Annotated in this window: 13 protein-coding genes; 8 read left to right on the top strand and 5 right to left on the bottom strand. The window is 42.5% G+C overall.

Annotated elements, in window-relative coordinates; all coding sequences use genetic code 11:
* The first annotated feature begins 42 nt into the window (after positions 1-42).
* Positions 43-1,260, top strand: a complete 1,218-nt coding sequence (locus tag K1X66_06060) for a hypothetical protein (GenBank protein ID MBX7157931.1) — start codon at positions 43-45, stop codon at positions 1,258-1,260.
* On the opposite strand, the gene K1X66_06055 is transcribed toward K1X66_06060, so the two are convergent.
* The 4 genes from K1X66_06055 to K1X66_06040 all read right to left on the bottom strand — a co-directional run bounded on the left by K1X66_06055 (position 1,257) and on the right by K1X66_06040 (position 9,382).
* The gene (locus K1X66_06055) at positions 1,257-3,065 is read right to left on the bottom strand and encodes an ABC transporter ATP-binding protein/permease (GenBank protein MBX7157930.1); all 1,809 of its coding nucleotides are present in this window, start codon (positions 3,063-3,065) and stop codon (positions 1,257-1,259) included. The two genes, K1X66_06060 and K1X66_06055, sit on opposite strands and share 4 nt — an antisense overlap.
* 252 nt (positions 3,066-3,317) lie before the next feature.
* Complete coding sequence (locus tag K1X66_06050) at positions 3,318-4,619, bottom strand: hypothetical protein (protein ID MBX7157929.1); 1,302 nt, start codon at positions 4,617-4,619, stop codon at positions 3,318-3,320.
* Between the two features lie 67 nt (positions 4,620-4,686).
* A complete protein-coding gene (locus K1X66_06045; GenBank protein ID MBX7157928.1) occupies positions 4,687-7,221 on the bottom strand; it encodes a glycosyltransferase in 2,535 nt (844 codons plus the stop codon).
* Positions 7,222-7,384: 163 nt separating this feature from the next.
* Positions 7,385-9,382, bottom strand: coding sequence for a S8 family serine peptidase (locus K1X66_06040; GenBank protein ID MBX7157927.1), 1,998 nt, complete (start codon positions 9,380-9,382; stop codon positions 7,385-7,387).
* 220 nt (positions 9,383-9,602) lie between these two features.
* Here K1X66_06040 and K1X66_06035 point away from each other — a divergent pair, with 220 nt between their 5' ends.
* The 7 genes from K1X66_06035 to K1X66_06005 all read left to right on the top strand — a co-directional run bounded on the left by K1X66_06035 (position 9,603) and on the right by K1X66_06005 (position 15,847).
* The gene (locus K1X66_06035) at positions 9,603-10,376 is read left to right on the top strand and encodes an ABC transporter permease (protein MBX7157926.1); all 774 of its coding nucleotides are present in this window, start codon (positions 9,603-9,605) and stop codon (positions 10,374-10,376) included.
* Positions 10,377-10,415: 39 nt separating this feature from the next.
* Positions 10,416-11,489 (top strand): spermidine/putrescine ABC transporter substrate-binding protein, encoded by a 1,074-nt coding sequence (locus K1X66_06030; GenBank protein ID MBX7157925.1) that lies wholly within the window; start codon positions 10,416-10,418, stop codon positions 11,487-11,489.
* 13 nt (positions 11,490-11,502) lie between these two features.
* Positions 11,503-12,378: an ABC transporter permease gene (locus K1X66_06025; protein MBX7157924.1), complete on the top strand. Its 876-nt coding sequence runs from the start codon at positions 11,503-11,505 to the stop codon at positions 12,376-12,378.
* An 80-nt stretch (positions 12,379-12,458) separates the two neighbouring features.
* On the top strand, positions 12,459-12,680 hold the full coding sequence (locus tag K1X66_06020; GenBank protein ID MBX7157923.1) for a DUF4032 domain-containing protein: 222 nt from the start codon (positions 12,459-12,461) through the stop codon (positions 12,678-12,680).
* Positions 12,681-12,757: 77 nt separating this feature from the next.
* Positions 12,758-13,885, top strand: a complete 1,128-nt coding sequence (gene carA, locus K1X66_06015) for a glutamine-hydrolyzing carbamoyl-phosphate synthase small subunit (GenBank protein MBX7157922.1) — start codon at positions 12,758-12,760, stop codon at positions 13,883-13,885.
* Between the two features lie 17 nt (positions 13,886-13,902).
* A complete protein-coding gene (locus tag K1X66_06010) occupies positions 13,903-14,415 on the top strand; it encodes an FHA domain-containing protein (GenBank protein MBX7157921.1) in 513 nt (170 codons plus the stop codon).
* 10 nt (positions 14,416-14,425) lie between these two features.
* The gene (locus tag K1X66_06005; GenBank protein ID MBX7157920.1) at positions 14,426-15,847 is read left to right on the top strand and encodes an aspartate aminotransferase family protein; all 1,422 of its coding nucleotides are present in this window, start codon (positions 14,426-14,428) and stop codon (positions 15,845-15,847) included.
* Here the strand turns inward: K1X66_06005 and lysA are convergent.
* Entirely contained in the window at positions 15,844-17,127 is a 1,284-nt protein-coding gene (gene lysA / locus K1X66_06000) for a diaminopimelate decarboxylase (protein ID MBX7157919.1), read from the bottom strand. The two genes, K1X66_06005 and lysA, sit on opposite strands and share 4 nt — an antisense overlap.
* Positions 17,128-17,133 lie beyond the last annotated feature (6 nt).

Below are 17,133 nucleotides of genomic sequence, written 5' to 3'. Positions count from 1 at the left end.
AACAGCATTGATTTATTGTCCAATAATCGCTTGGATCATGTTATGTCTGTCGCTAGACAAGAAAGTGAAGTTTGGAATTTGCTCAGTCGCTCAATTTTACCTCATGAAAAAACACTAAGGGGTAGCGTTTGGGATCAAATTGTTCCGCAGCGAAACGTTGGTTCCACTTTACCACTTACTGGCGAATTAAAGTTTTTAGGGGCGGATGGAAAACCAACCACTGAACTAAAAGTGGCTAAGATGGAGGGCGCTATCAGTGAAAAGTTTTTCAAAACAGTTTTAGATCCAGAGAAAGATAACGATAAGTTTTATGTTCAATTAACGGATCCTTCCTTAAAAGGAAAGGGAATCGTTACAGTAAAATTATCGACTGATAATGAAAATGATAAATACGATGATGACGCAACAGAAATAGAGCTTATTGAAGATAAAAATAATCCAGGAGTTTTTAAATCAAAGGCTCAAATTTTGACAAGCGATGATGTAGACGATAATTTTAAAGTAAATGGCATTAAAGATGATCAGAAAAATGATCAAACTCACAAAGTGGCTTTAGGTAGTCAAGTTAAAGTAAATTATAACGATGGTGAGTTAACAGCAGAGGCCAAGGCGCCAATCAAAAAGACTGTAGAAATTGATTTTATTATTTTAAGAGATAAGCCTGAAAGTGAGGGAGGAAAGCCCGTTATTGGGGTAGAAGAGGTTGAAAAAGATTTTGTTATAGCTCAGGAAAGATATGCTCAGCTAGGTATTGAGTTAAAAATAAAAGGAGGAGAACCTCGTATAGTCGATCCCCCTCAAGGTCTTTCCCTTAAAGGTGATAAAAATGATCTGGCAAGGATTATGACGGATTTAGGCACGAGTGACCCAAATGACTTGGAGGTTTTTTATGTTAATAGCCTTAATCCCGGTGGTTTGAATACAACAAATGGTGTAAGTGGTGGAGTGTCGCTTACTAAGCAATTCATAGAAGAAAGTATAGCTGAAGATCCAAGTTTATCGGGATCTGTTCGTTATATTAATAATTCTTTTATTAACGCTAATTTTAAAAAAGAATTTACTTTGGCTCATGAATTAGGTCACCTGCTTACCAATAACAAACACTTTGGTGAAGATTACGCAACTGATGTTTCACAAGATAAAATTACTAGAAACTTAATGAAAGACGAAACGAGTGAAACAAATAGCATAGGAGCGTCCAAACGTTTTACTACCGATCAACAAAACGTTGTTTATCAAAATTTAGGGATGCGGCCTTAATTTTTTAAACTTCGCCACAACGACGAATAAACTCCATTTTTAGCTAGTAGTTCAGGTCCGTTGCCACTTTCTACGATTTGGCCTTTTTCTAAAACATAAATATGATCGACTTGATGGATAGTCGCTAAGCGATGGGTGACGATTAAAGTGGTGCGACCTTGCATGAGACGAGTTAAAGCATCCATGATTTCTGATTCGGTTTTGGCGTCCAAAGCGCTGGTAGGCTCATCCAATAAAAGAATCGGAGCATCTTTTAAGAAGGCGCGTGCGATCCCGATGCGTTGACGTTGCCCGCCGGAAAGCCGCACGCCACGCTCTCCAACAGGGGTATCATAGCCTTGGGGGAGAGACATGATAAAGTCGTGAGCTTGAGCGGCTTGAGCGGCTTCGATGATCTGTTCCTGGGTCGCACGCAATTTTCCGTAGGCGATATTTTCGCGAACTGTGGTGCTTAAGAGAAGTGTGTCTTGCAGAACAAGGCTGATTTGTGCGCGGAGAGAGCGTTTGGTAACATCCCGAATATTATGAGCATCAATTTCAATCGTGCCTTGTTGTGGTTCATAAAAACGGGGTATGAGAGAAAGCAGAGTTGATTTTCCGGCGCCTGTGCCGCCGACGAAAGCCACTGTTTTTCCTGCTTCGATTTTGAAAGTAACATTTTGAAGCACGGGATGATTTGGCTCATAACCAAAAGCGACGTTTTCCATTTTAATATGACCTTTGATAGAAGGCAGAGGGCGTGCTTGTGGTGCATCGGGAATATCATCTTGCATATCGAGAATTTCAAAAACGCGTTGTAATCCGGCCGTAGCTCCCGCCACTGCCCAACCGGTGTAAGAAAGTTGTTCGAGCGGTTGATAAAGCATCACCAGATAAGAAGTGAAAAGCACAAAAGTGCCTATACTAATTTCGCCTGATAAAACTTGGTGGCTGCCAACATAAAAGAGACAAGCGGTGCCCAGAGCGGTGATGAATCCGACGACAAACGAAGAGCTCACATTCGTAAAAGTGAGACGCAAATTAGCGGAAAGACTCTGTTCACATTCGTGAATAAATTGTCGAACCTCATGGCGTTGGCGACCGAACGCTTGAACAATGCGCACGCTCGTTAGGCCTTCTTGCGCTTTAGCCAACACGTTGCTTTCACCTTGTTGCACGTCGATAGATTCTTGACGAATACGATTAGCAAAATAATAAATAGTCCAGATTAAGAGAGGTGTGACGGCTAATGAAACAAGCGTCAGTTTCCAGGAGCATCGCCACATGATCAGGAACATGAGAATTAAAGAAATCGCCGCGCTCAGGATAGTAATAAAACCGCGGTTATAGAGCGTTTGAATAGATTGCGTGTCGTAAGTGACGCGAAAAGTGGAATCGCCACTGCGTCGCGCGTCATGAAATTTTAAGGAAAGGTTCTGTAGTGCGCTGTAAAGATCAGCACGCAATTTTAGCAAAACGCGTAGACCGATTTTTACGAGAATCCAGGTATGAAAAAATTGAAAAAATCCCCAAATGGCTTGCAAAGCGATGACAGCAATAGCGAGCCAAAGAATAATTTGTTGCGTGTCGAATTGTGTAATATAATGAGTCAAGAAAGAAGAAACGGTGACAGAGGATTTTGTGCCGAGAACTTGATCGAGCAATAAAGCTAGAGGCCAAGGGCGTAGCAGGCTCAACGCGTTTGCGATCAACATGAGAAAGAGAGCCATGCAAGTGCCTGCCCAATGAGGACGAAAATAATTCGCGCAGCGACGTAAGAGGTTCATGTTTTCTTGGATTTGTAGGGCAACTGCTTCGGTTGCCAATTATTTATTTTGTTAGCAACCCCGAAAGTATTCGGGGTTGCCCTACAAGGGTCTTTGCTTACCAAGAAAATATTATATCATTTCTTTCGATTTAACAACAAACGAAGGCTTAAGTTTTGCCCGCGAAACATTCGCACACGGGACGAACTCGTCATTGGGCGAGCGCGAATGGACGCGAATACGGCACGAAAATTATATCGGTATGATTAGTGTGATTGAGGGGGCACCAGTATGAGGATCTTAAGCCGAGCTTTAAGGACTCAGGCTGACACCACCTCGATAGCCTGTTGTGATTGAAGGGGCTGGTGGAGGAGGATCGACCAAAACGTCAGACTTTTGAAAATTATCGATATCTTCACGGCTAAGATATTGTGCGGTATGAAATATGTCATTTTTATCGCCCTTTATCACAACCTGAGTCATAAGATGCAAAGGAAAGTCATGATGTTCGCCATTCTTAAAAATAACGTGCCCCAACTCATGGGCCAACGTAAAAGGAGTGGAATCGGGTCGAATGATAACGGCATGGGCGGCCGGTGAACCTGGCTCTTCGGTTTTGGCAAAAGATCTTCCATCGCGCGGTGTTCTTCCCTGTGCTAACCCAATATCTTTAGCTATGATGACCATGATTCCGGGTTGAGGAGCATAGTGGCTGGTAAGTCGCACAATTGAATCCATTTCTGCTTCATCCAGTCCATCTTTAAGATCGATGGAATCAGGCACTTGAAAATACTTTACGTCACCCACGTTTTTCATTTGAGTGTGAGTCTGATTCAGGCCGTCTTGCGCAAAAGCGATCTGTTTTTTGACATCTTTCTCGGTGCCCATCGGCTTTCCGTCGTGATCCAATAAAATAACAAATTGAAGCGGTAACACTTTTTTGATCGGCACTTCAGCGGCGGCGGTATAAGTTTCTCCGTTTTTTCCTCGGTAAGAGACTTCTGCTCTATCGCCGACTCCAGCCACAATCGTTTGATGGGTTTTAGGATTGGTATCAACTCTTTTATTGGGAACTAAAAGGAGTTCCTCGGAATAAAAATAACCTTCTCCTTTTGTAAGGGAATTTGTTAAGCGATTAAGCCTCACTTTTTGTAAACCTTGCCCCGTTTCAATTTCGACTTCAATAAACTCTTTATCTTTAAAAGCGGGATCGTTAGGGCCTACTTTTAATTCGACACGAAATTTATCCACAGATTTTGAAGGGTCAAATTTCCCGGCGCTGTAGATGAGTTTATCAGCGCTGACATAACCAAAATCGGCATAATCTTTAGGCATTGGGGTTCGTAAAGATGCATCAGCAAAAATTGCTTCATAAATTTCATCTTCAGACTTTCTCTGGCTTTTTAATTCGTTTATTTTTTTAGCTGCCTTTTCTAGAATAAATAAATATTTGACTCCATTAACTTCAAGACCTATTTGTTCGCGCATTTCCAAAGTTTCACGCAAATCTGCAAAAACCAGGGAAGTGAGGGTCTCATCTTTATTGTTTACGAAACGAAGCGTTGGTTTTTCGTAAGAAGTCAGTGCCTCAGTTAATTTATCTCTTGCAGCCATAAAATCGAGGAAAGTTATTCAGCTAAACGGAAAAATCAACCGATTTTTTGTAGGGAAAGGGCTGCTTTTACCACTGATTCATTGTTTTTTTGTTTAAAGAGAAAAATTGGCATTGTTCAGCGGCGGCTTCGGTAAGGGCAGCGATTCTTTTTTGGAAACGACGGCCGCGGTAGAGAAGAAAAACCATAACGAGAGCAGTGCCCGCAAAAACGTAAGCGGATTTTTCAACCAGAACCAGGAGAAGACTTAAAATAAAAATAAGAATAATGAAGCTGAAGGCAGTTAATTTGGGTTGGTAAATCACGCGCGTTAGAACTTTAGGGCCGCCATGAAATTCGTTAGCGGTTTTTATTTTTAAATGCCACCAGCGATTGCCAAAGATCAATAAATCCCAATTGCTCCAACCTACGTCGATGGAGTATTTCCAGCCTTCATCTTCGAGTAGAGTCAACATTTTATCCAGTAGCGTTTGGCGAGTTTTTCCTTGTTCATTCCAAAATGCTTGTTGACTGGGCGTGATCCAGATGACTTTGCCTTGGAGTGAGGTTTCTTTGGATGCGATAACTTTTCGAGGTGTGCATTTATGTTTGAGCCAGGTGAAATAGCGCGCCCAGGAGCGAACCCAGGGTTGGGTGAGTGCGAGATAGAGTAGTAGTAGGCGACTTAAAATGGAATCATGTTTCGGTTCTAATCTTGCACGGGCCATCCAGGAAGCACTGGCGGCTAAAGTTAATCCTAACATAATTAAGGGCAACAAACGCAGCGGCTCAATTTTCCATGAGAGTAAGAAGATGAAAAGAGTAAAGAGCATCCACTCTAAACTGCTTACGATGCCTATCCAAGCGGCTTCTTGACGCGGGTAGATGCATTGGAAAAGACCCATGCCAAATGTGCCGTGATAGATGATGGGACCCGAAAAAATATGTTCAAAACGGGGTGTGCCATAAACCGTGCCTCGCCATTTTGCTCCACCCGTAGTGCCAAAATAAATCAGATGTTTGAATCGCAACAACGCCTCGGCCTCACCATAGCCGGATTGTTGTTTGAAATAAGCTTTTACCGTAAAACGACGGTGATGCCACACTACAGCCGAAGGGCTGAAACCGATTTGGTAACCGCGTTGGATGAGGCGCCAGCAAACGTCGACATCGTCACCCGCTTTGCGATATTCTATGTCGAAACCGTCGATTTCCAAAAGTGCCCATTTCCAATACGCCATGTTACAGCCTGGAACATGTTCTGCGACGGTGTCTGAAGTCAGAACGTGACTAGGTGACCCGGGTGCCGCAGCGACGCAGGCTTGCACCCAATTGTGAGCAGGTGGAGAAATGTTGGGGCCGCCCACTGCAGCAAAATCTCCTTGGAGTAGCGTGTTCACTAAATAATAAATCCATTCACGATCTGCTATGCAGTCGGAATCGGTAAAGGCTATGATTTCACCGATTGCTGCGTGAATGCCATTGTTGCGAGCCGCGCTGAGACCGAGATTGGGTTGAATAATGTTTTTAAAATCAGGTTTATTAGCGCGTTGAGCGCGATCTGTTTCAAATTCTTGAACGAGTTGTTGCGAGTTGTCGGTGGAGCCGTCATCCACAAGAATGATTTCGTAGTTAGGGTAAGTGAGTCGATCGAGAGATTCCAAAGCGCCTTTTAGCGTTTTTCCGCCATTATAAGAGCAAACGACAATGGAAACTTTAGGCGTTTGCGGTAATGGAACGAGAGAGCTGGAATTTTTCCAAAGTTTTTGAACGGTATGATAAGCAAGTTTAGGCGAACGATCGCGAGTGACTAAACCAAATTCCCAATCGGTGATATCATGACCTCCTGTAAACCATTCGTCGGTGAAAGAAAAAAGAATCGTGCCAGCTAGACCGGAGCGAATTACGGTTTCGATGTGCCAGGTTAACATTTCGGCTTGCTCTGCTTGAGTATGGCGTTGGGTGTCCATGCCAAACTCGCCTAAGATGAGAGGTTTTTCTTCTGCGAGATTTTGTAAGCGCGCTAGATAGTTTTGAAAATCGGTTTGGCGATGGAGATAAACGTTGTAGGTTAAAAAATCGGCAAAACGCGGAATTAAATATTCTGTGGTCGGGTAGGCAGCGTAAGAAACTAGTGTGTTAGCGTCTTGATTTTTGACAATCGCGATGAGTTCATCCAGGAAATTTCGGATTTTTTTCGCTCCATACCATCGCACCATGTCGCTGGGAATTTCGTTGCCAATTAATAGTGCCATGAGAGCAGGATGATTGGCGCATTGTTCCGCGGCGCGACGAATGCGATGTTGGATGTCATGTCGCGTTTTGCGATGATCTAAAAAGGTTAAGTGTTGTTGCCAAGGAACAGTGATAAGGGCGTAAAGCTGGTTTTCCGCAAGCAAGTCCAGAAACCATCGCGGAGGGACATGGTAAAGGCGCAACGTGTTAGCGCCGAGTTGGCGAATGATTTCTAGATCACGCTTTATTTTCTCTTCGGCAGGTAAAAAGATGTCGGGCGTGTTGGAATCAGGTCGAAACGGGCCATAAGTCACACCTTGAAGGTGAAACTTTTTTTCGCCGAGAAAAAAGAATTTAGCGCGACATTCCAGTCGCTGAGTAGATGTCATAGTTACAGTTTATATGGCTGCGTCGGATTTTTAATAATCCGTGACTATAGCAAAAAAGGAAAAACCGCCAAGAAGTGAATTTCTTGCCGGTTTATCTTTTGTTACTTAACTAACTTAAGTCTTAATTAGTTTTTTTGTAAGTGATTCATAGCAATTTTCGCGATCAAAGAGTTTCTGTTCCATAAATCGTTAGGCTAGCCTTTTTCAACTCACCCGTTTTATTGTTTGGAAGAGAATCTTTGATGCTAACCTTCCAAGTGCCTTGAGAGGTTTCTCCCCAATTGTGAACGGTCATGAAGGTCCATTTGAAATGAGTGCCGGACTCGTAAATATTAATGGTCGGTTGTTTAAGTTGGCTTAGAGTGCCGGAAGGTGATGTCAGGGAAATCGAGAGATCCCATAAGGTGTCATGGCTAAGGGTAAGTGTGAAGGTGACATGTTCTACGCGAAGATTTTGTTTTATATTAAAAACGATTTCTTTTTCATTTCCTTCGGGAAGTTGTGTGATTTTTTGGTAGTCAAGGGTTGCGCTTTTTTGTGGGGAAAGATTTTTCCAACTGGCGGAGAGTTTAACGGCTTTTTCAGCATCAACTAATCCTGCACCGTAGCTGTGATTAAAATGGAAACCGGCAGCGTTATTAATCCAATCTTTATTTCTATCATCTACTTTCTTTGCAGAACGGATCAAAATTTCCTGAGCATCGCGCCAACCTAAATTAGGATTTTTTTCTAACATTAATGCAATAACTCCAGAAACAAGTGGAGTTGCCGCAGAAGTTCCACCAAAATCGAAGATGTAGTCGTTAGGTCCATCGCCGGCTTTCCCTATAAGGTCTGTTGTTGTAATGTTTAATGTAGGCGCACATACGATCAAATTAGCGCCCGGTTCGGTATCGTAAGGTAAAGCGACTTTGCCTAAAGCATTTACGCCTCCCACTGCGATGGTGTAAATAGAGTTGGCATAGCCATCGTAGTTGGCGTTATCAAGCGTGTCCCCATCGGCGTTTTCGTTGTTGCCTGCGGCCCATACAAAAATGGTGCCTAATCCTTGACGTCCTTGAATGGCGCTTTTTTTCAAAGCAGAAGAGGCTTGAGTGCCGGGTCCAATGAAGGCTTCAACAGGACCCCAGCTATTGTTTTTAATTTGGATGATATCATTTTTCCACGTAAAAGCTTTTGCTTCACCTGTATCAGTAAGGTTTTCGTCCGTACTCATGATTCGTAGACCAACCAGTTTCGCTTCTGGGGCAACGCCTGAAACGCCATTGTTATTATTTTCTTTCGCAGCCGCCAAGCCGGCAACAGAAGTGCCATGAGAATCATTTAAAGCTAAGCTAGGGTTGGGGCTATTATCTTGATCAAGAAAATCGTAGCCATTTTTAATGTCGACGTTGGGTTTTAAATCAGGATGGCTGACTTGTAATCCGTCATCGATAATGCCAATGCGGATGTTTCGTCCCAGAAGACTTCCGGGTGCGCCAAAAGGATCAGACCACACGGGCGAAACATGGCAATCAATGCCTGATGTTCCATTGTTTTGGCCTGTATTGTTTAAATACCATTGTTTGGGGAAAAGTGGATCATTAGGAAATCCGCGTTTGCTTTTTTTTCTAATGAGAAGAGGTTCTGCAGAGAGAACGAGATTGGAATTTTGTCTTAATATTTGAGTGGCACCCAAGGTATTGCCTGTTTTTGAAACAATGAAACGATGGAAGTTATCAGGCAATCCTCCGGCTGGTTTTTCAACGGTAGCGTTGAGTTGTTTTGCTAGAGGAAGGGGATCAGTGCCGGGTTTGAGTTCGACTAGAATTTCGTCGCTTAAGAGGCAACGTGTTTTTTCGTTTCTAGGTTTTCCTTTTTCGTAAAGGACAAGATAAATGTTATATTTTTTGGTGTTATCCAAGGATTGGGCATATTGGTGAAGGGTTTCCGCAGAGGCTTTAGTCGGGAAATGAGTAGCTGGAGCATGGCGAAGAGGCAGTTTGCTTTGGATGTAAATTTCATCTTTAGCGACTTCCATCGTTCGTGGATAACCAGCGTTGTCAATGATCATTTGATTGGGTGTTGTCCATAATGATGGGGAATGATTTAATTCAGCCAACGCTGAAACTAGGATAAGATAAAAAACAAAAACCATCGAAGGATAGTAAAAGTTTTTCATGCAAATAAGGTAAGTGGTTTTAAAAAAAAGCAAGTATGTTTGCTTTTTGTTAAGACGGTAAAAGAGTCAAAGATGAAATACTTAGATAAGGTGTTAAGGCGCTTTAATTTTTTTAATAAAATTTCTTGCATCTTTTTTTGTTGCGGATTAATTTTTTGTTCCAGTGACCACGACTGCCATCAAAAAGGCTAATGGAAAAGGTTTCCATAAACTCTCGGGCATGGGTTGGGTAAATATGCTTTTCGGGGTTTGGACATGGTTGGTTTTTGCTTTTCTTTATTTGCCAATTCTATTGCTGATTATTTTTTCTTTTAATAAATCCAAACTGAATATTGTTTGGACCGGCTTTACATTGGATTGGTATGTGAAGTTAATGCATAACCAACCGATTATTCGGGCTTTGCGCAATAGTTTGATTATTGCCGGTTTTACAACGGTAATTTCGGTAATATTGGGGACGGTAGGAGCGTGGTTGCTCTATCGCTATCGTTATCCTGCGATGCGCACGTTGAATACTTTGATTTTTATTCCCATGGTCATTCCGGAAATTATTATGGGGATTAGCTTATTGATTCTTTTTACCGTGGTGAGTTTTGGGTTGGGTTTTATGACGATTATTATTTCGCACGTAACGTTTTGTTTCCCTTTTGTATTGGTAGCGATTCAAGCGCGTTTGTCGGGTTTAGACCCTTTTTTAGAAGAAGCGGCGATGGATTTAGGGGCAACGCCTGTTAAAGCGTTTTGGTTGGTAATCGTGCCTTATTTATTGCCAGCGATTTTTTCGGGCACTTTGATGTCGTTTACTTTATCTTTGGATGAGTTGTTGGTGACTTATTTTGTGGCAAGTCCTTCTTCAGCGACTTTGCCGATGAAGGTTTTTGGTATGGCGAAGGTGGGATTGAATCCGATGTTGAACGCGATTTCGACAATCTTTATTTTAGGAACGGCTGTTTTAGTTTTGGTGTCGGAATACAGTAAAAAATTTAATCGATAAAATTTTATAAACCCTAACTTGGAAATGAGAAACCTAACTATGAAGAAAATGAAAAAACAAACATTAATCTGTTCGTTGCTAGCGATGATAGCATTGTCTGGCTGCGGTAAAAAAGAAGAGAACAAGATGGCCAACGAAGAAAGCGGCAAGCCGATGGCTAAAGAAATTAACCTTTTTGCCTGGTCAGAATATGTGCCGCAAGCCGTGATTGATGGGTTTACAAAAGAAACTGGCATTCGGGTTAATTACGAAACTTACTCGTCCAATGAAGAGATGTTGTCAAAACTCTTATCAGGTGCGACTTCTTATGATTTAATTCAGCCCTCTGAGTATACGATTGAGGCTTTGATGAAGCAAAATAAGCTGGCTCCTTTAGATCATTCTAAACTTCCTAATTTGGAAAATATTGGAGAGGAATATAAGAATTTAGCGCATGATCCTGGTTTAAAATATAGTGTGCCTTGGATGGTTGGTACAGTGGGCATTGTTGTCAATACAGATGTAGTAAAAGATCCGGTGAAAGGTTACAAAGATGTTTTTAGCGAGAAATATGCCGGTCGTATTGTGGCGCTAAACGATAATCGAGAATGGTCTTCTTGGGCGTTGGCCGCTATGGGTTTACCAATTAATGATGTGACACCAGAAAACTTGCAAAAAGTTCGTCCACTTTTGGCTGAATGGGTGAAGCGAGTAAAAGTGTTTGATTCTGACAGTCCTAAAACAGCTTTGTTGAACGGAGACGTTGACTTGGGTGTGGTTTGGAGTGGAGAAGCAGCGATTCTTTATAATGAAGATCAAAAGTTTGTTTATGTTTTACCAGAGGAGGGCGCCCACATGTTTGTGGATAGTCTTGCTATTCCAGCTGATGCGCCTCATCAAGAAGCGGCTCATTTGTTTATTAACTATATTTTACGTCCTGAAGTTAGCAAATTGATTTCAGATGATTTTCCTTATACTAATCCTAATTTGAAGGCGCGTGAGCTTCTTTCACCGGAACAACTCAACAATCCAGCCAGTTATCCTACAGCTCCAGGGCATTTGGAGATTTTCCGAGATATTGGAAAATCAGCTGCTGATATTGATCAGTTAATGACAGATTTGAAGAGCTCTTAAAAGAGGATAGACTATGAATTTTGCAGCTGGCGCAGACCAAGATTTTCAAGGCAGGCAAAGGCCCGCAGGTTTGATGGGATGGCTTTTAATGGCACCTATGCTTCTGTGGCTGCTTGCTTTTGTGGTAGCGCCAGCTCTGATTCTTTTAGTCTATAGTTTTTGCGAGCGCGACGCTTTGGGGCAAGTAGTTTATAAATTTAATTGGAGCAATTATACACGCGTTTTTAATCCGATTTATGTTAAAATTCTACTGCGTTCCTTGTGGTATGCTTTTCTTACCACAGTATTGTGCGTTGGGATTGGCTATCCTGTGGCTTATTACATAGGTCGTGCACGTGAGGAGGTGCGCAATAAATTGTTAATGCTAGTCATGATTCCGTTTTGGACGAGTTTTTTAATTCGCACTTATGCCTGGATTACGATTTTAAAATCGGAAGGACTTTTGAGTGGCATGTTGCAATATACACGCATTATTTCAGCGCCTTTAGAAATCCTTTATACACCCAGCGCCATTATTATTGGTTTAGTTTATAGTTATGTGCCCTTTATGATTTTGCCGATTTATGGCAGTGTTGAGCGTTTGGATAACGCTTTGATCGAAGCAGCCTGTGATTTGGGTGCTGGTCCTGCGCGGGCTTTTTCGTCGGTTATTATTCCTTTGACTCAACCGGGAATTGTGGCGGGCATTTTGTTGGTTTTCATTCCTTCAATTGGGATGTATGCGATTTCGGATTTGATGGGGGGAGCTCGCGTTCCTATGATTGGAAATGTTATCCAGAATCAATTTTTACAAGCGCGCGATTGGCCATTTGGAGCCGCTCTTGGTATGACTATTATGATTCTGTTCGTCTTAGCATTTTGGCTCAGTTCTTATCGAAAGACATCTTAACAAGCTTGTTATAAAGCATAAAAATCACTTGACTTTTGTTATGTGAAATGGAAGATTAATAAAAATGGTAGGAGGAGTTTGTGCGAATTAATGATATAGATGAGCTGTTGAAAAATTCGTCCCTTTATCGAGAATTTCTCGCGGAACGGGAGGAGATTTTAAAGCACAAATGGATTGAAAGCGAAAAAGTGGGACGCGATGTAGGCTTTGAAAAAGCGTTGATCGATTGGACCATGAAACATCGAGCACAGTGGCGTCAATCTCGGGCCTCTTTTCATTCTTCTGATGAAGATGGAAGGTAATCAGCTTTCTTGCTGATTTTTTTTATTTTTAAGCGAGTTCATTTTGCTTTTTTATTTTTTTTCTTTATGACGTCCTCATGAAGGAAGCGATTTTGGCTTTGGAAGATGGTTTTATTCTTCGAGGCAAAGCAGTGGGTTCGTTGAAACCTGCTTTAGGCGAAGTCTGTTTTAATACTGCAATGACCGGTTATGAAGAGGTGTTGACCGATCCTTCTTATAAAGGGCAAATCGTTGCTATGACTTATCCCCAAATTGGAAACTATGGCATTAACGAAGAAGATCAGGAATCGCTCCGGCCTCAAGTTAATGGCTTTGTGATGCGCGAACTTTCTCCGATGGTTTCCAATTGGCGTTCTCGTTTGTCCTTGGAGGAATATTTATTAAAAAATGATATTGCCGCTATCGAACAGGTTGATACTCGCGCATTGACCAAACATTTGCGAACGCGTGGCGCTTTGCGAGGAGTCATCACTTCCGAAAAACTTTCTGATGTCGCGGCTAGCGATTTGGCAAAAAGCTTTTCTTATGAAGGCGTGGATTTTGTGAAGGAAGTCACTACAAAACAAACTTATTTTTGGGATGAGAAGGGCGAAAAGAGTTCTGCTTGGCCGTTTCCTCAATCTTCTTTAGAACCCTTACGTTATCGTGTTGTGGCTTATGATTTTGGTATGAAACACAATATTTTGCGTTGCTTGCGACGATCTGGGTTTCAAGTCAAAGTGGTTCCCGCCAACACTTCGGCAAATGAGGTTTTGCGCGATAATCCTGATGGCATTTTTCTGTCAAACGGTCCTGGCGATCCTGCCGCGCTGACTTATGCGCATCGCAATATTCGAGATTTGATTGGGAAAAAACCGATGTTCGGCATTTGTCTGGGACATCAAATTATTTCCTACGCACTTGGCGGCAAAACGTTTAAACTTAAATTTGGTCATCGCGGCGCCAATCAACCGGTAAAAGATTTGCGAACAGGAAAGATAGCCATCACTTCGCAAAACCATGGTTTTGCTGTGGCTACGGATTCTTTGCCTTCAGAAGTAGAGGTGACACAGGTCAATTTGAACGATAACACGTGTGAAGGTCTTGCCCATCGCACTTTGAATCTTTTTTCCGTGCAATATCATCCTGAGGCCTCGCCGGGTCCTTCGGATGCGAGCTATCTTTTTCAAGAATTTGCCAAAAGAATTGAATCTTCTCAAAAATAACGCTACTTTTTTAAATTATGCCACGTCTATTGGGTCAATCCTCAGAACTAGGAGAATTAGCTTTTGATCTTGCCGATCCTGAAATCACGATCGGTCGAGCGGAAGGCAACGCGATTCGTATAAATGACGGAAGCGTGTCCAGTCGTCACGCTGTGCTTACGTTCACGGAAGATGATTATACTATTAAAGATTTAAACTCCACTAATGGCACTCGTGTAAATGGCACAAAAATTGTGCAACAAAAACTACAACGTGGCGATGTGGTTCATATCGGTAATTTGCAGTTTCAATACCAATCAGAAACTGGAGGCGCGATTCAACCGTTGCCCGAGCCTACCCAAGCGCAGCAATTTAACGTGGCTAACCAAAGCGCGCGACCAACCAATTTTGTAAATGCGGCGCCTTTTCCAAAAACTAATTCGGCAAAAGAAGAGAAAAAATATTATTCCCTTCTTACCCTAATGGGAATTTTAGCGGTGTTAGCGGTGATCGGCTGGGCGCTTCGTTTATTTATCTTAGACGTCAAATAGAATCTTGTTTATGCCGCTCGATATCAAAGCGCTTGTTAATCAGCGATTGGGGGATAATTATGAAACGCATTACCGTTATCTCAATCACACCCTTGTCAAAGTGCATCGCACCATCGGATTTGATAAAGTTTATGTACGAGCCAAAGGTGCTTATCTTTATGATAAAGAAGGTAATGAATATTTGGATTTTTTAGCCGGCTTTGGTGTATTTAATATCGGTCGCAACCACCCTGTACCGCAACAGGCTATTCGCGACGTTTTAGATCTCGATTTGCCCAATATGGTGCAAATGGATTGTGCTTTTCTCGCTGGCATTTTGGCAGAAAAACTGGTGGAACGATTTGCCAAACAAGGAGCATCGCATTTGGATGCGGTGTTTTTGTGCAACAGCGGCACCGAAGCTGTGGAAGGCGCTTTGAAATTTGCGCGCGCCGCTACAAAACGCCCTCGCATTTTGGCGTTAAAAAATTCTTATCACGGTCTTTCCTATGGTTCGCTTTCGGTGACAGGAAATCCTTATTTTCATGAGGGATTTGGTCCTTTTTTGCCCGGTTGCGAGCATGTGAATTTAGGCGATTTGAACGAGTTGGAACAAGAACTCAAAAAAGGGGATGTGGCGGCTTTTTTAATCGAATGTGTGCAAGGGAAAGGGATTAAATTTCCTAAAGACGACTATTTTCAGCAAGCGCAAGCTTTGTGTCGACAACATGGCACATTGCTTATTTGCGATGAAGTGCAATCCGGTTTGGGTCGCACAGGCAAATGGTTTGCATTTGAACATTGGAATCTTGAGCCGGATATTGTTACCCTCGCCAAAACATTGAGTGCGGGCTATGTGCCTTGTGGTGCGATTGTGACCCGCCGCGCTATTTACCAAGCCACTTTTTCACGTTTGGATCGCTGCATTGTGCATTCCACAACCTTTGGCAGAAACAATTTAGCTGCGGTTTGTGGTTTGGCTGCTTTATCCGTTTTGGAAGAAGAAAACCTGGTCGAAAATGCGGCGAAACAAGGAAAAATTCTGGAAGAGGCATTGTTGGTGTTAAAGCAAAAACATGATGTGATTTATGATATCCGAATGAAAGGGCTCATGTGCGCTATTGAATTTGGTGAACCCAAGTCGCTCATGCAAAAAATGGGTTGGAAAGCGATTCACAAAATGGACAAAGGTCTTTTCCCTCAACTCATCGTCACGCCACTTCTTACGAAACATCGTGTTATGACGCAAGTCGCCGCGAATAATTGTGATATTGTGAAGTTTTTGCCCCCACTGGTTATCGGTCAAAAAGAGATCGATTGGTTCGTGAATGCTCTGGATCACGTCCTGCTTGATCTCAGAAAATTTCCGGGCCCGCTCTGGGAAATGGGTGGTAATTTCTTCAAAGCGATGAAATCGGACATTTCGCAAAAGCCCGAGCCTATTACGGCTTAAACCGTTTCGCTTCGAATCAAATCATCCCAAGTTTCACGTTTTCTTATAAGGCGATGATTGGAATCTTTGACTAAAATTTCTGCAGGTCGGGGTCGAGAATTGTAATTGGAAGCCATGGTGAATCCATAAGCGCCTGCGCTTAATAAAGCGATGTAATCACCTTGTTTTAATTCGGGCAAGGGACGATTTTTGCAGAAGACATCGCTAGATTCGCAAATGGGGCCAACAATATCGGTAGAAACTAAAGTGGACGAGGTTTCTAAATTATCTAGTGGAACAATTTCGTGGTAAGAATCGTAAAAAGCGGGTCGCACTAAGTCGTTCATTGCGGCATCGACAATGACAAATCGTTTTTCACCGGTATTTTTTACGAAAAGAACTTGAGTAACGAGTATGCCTGCGTTGCCAGCTATATAACGGCCGGGTTCCAAAAGAATTTTTAAATTTAATTTTTTGAGTAAGGGTAAAATCGCTTGAGTGTAACGATCCGGTGTCAACAGATTGGGATGCGTTTGCCACCAGCTTTCTGCACCACTTTCTAAAGCAGGATCGTAGATAATTCCCATGCCACCACCGATATCAAAAAATTCGAGGTCATATTTTTCTTTCAAGCTTTGAATGAGGGGCAATAATTTTTCAATGGCTTGTAAAAATGGTGTGACGTCGGTGATTTGAGAGCCGATGTGAGTTTGTAAGCCGCGAATTTTAAGATGAGGAAGTTGTGAAATGCGATGGTAAAGTGCGGGGATTTCTTCAAATGCGATGCCGAATTTATTTTCATAAGTTCCGGTAGTGATTTTGCTATGGGTATCGGCTTTGACATTGGGATTGACGCGCACAGCGATCGGCGCTTTTTTTCCCAATTTTCCAGCAATTTCGTTGATGAAGTTGAGTTCTGCTTCGCTTTCGACGTTGAAGCTATAAATATTTTCCTGCAACGCAAATTCAATTTCTTCACGCGTTTTGCCGACTCCTGCGAAGTTGCATTTTTGGGGATCGCCTCCCGCTTTTTTGATGCGATAAAGTTCACCACCGCTGACGATATCAAAACCGCTACCCAGTTTTGCCAGGCAATTTAAAACGGCAAGGTTGGAGTTGGCTTTCATAGCAAAACAGATGAGGTGATCAACGGGAGCTAGCGCGCGATCCAGTTTTTGCCAATGATCTTCCAAAGTGCTTTGGGAATAGACATAAAGCGGAGTTTGATAATGTTTCACGAGATCCGCGACAGGAAGTTTTTCGATGTGAAGTTGGCCGTTTTTACGATGAAAGTGGTGCATGGGTTA

Source organism: Verrucomicrobiia bacterium (assembly GCA_019694135.1).
GTDB lineage: Bacteria > Verrucomicrobiota > Verrucomicrobiia > JADLBR01 > JAIBCM01 > JAIBCM01.
This window is presented reverse-complemented; position numbering and strand designations above follow the sequence as displayed.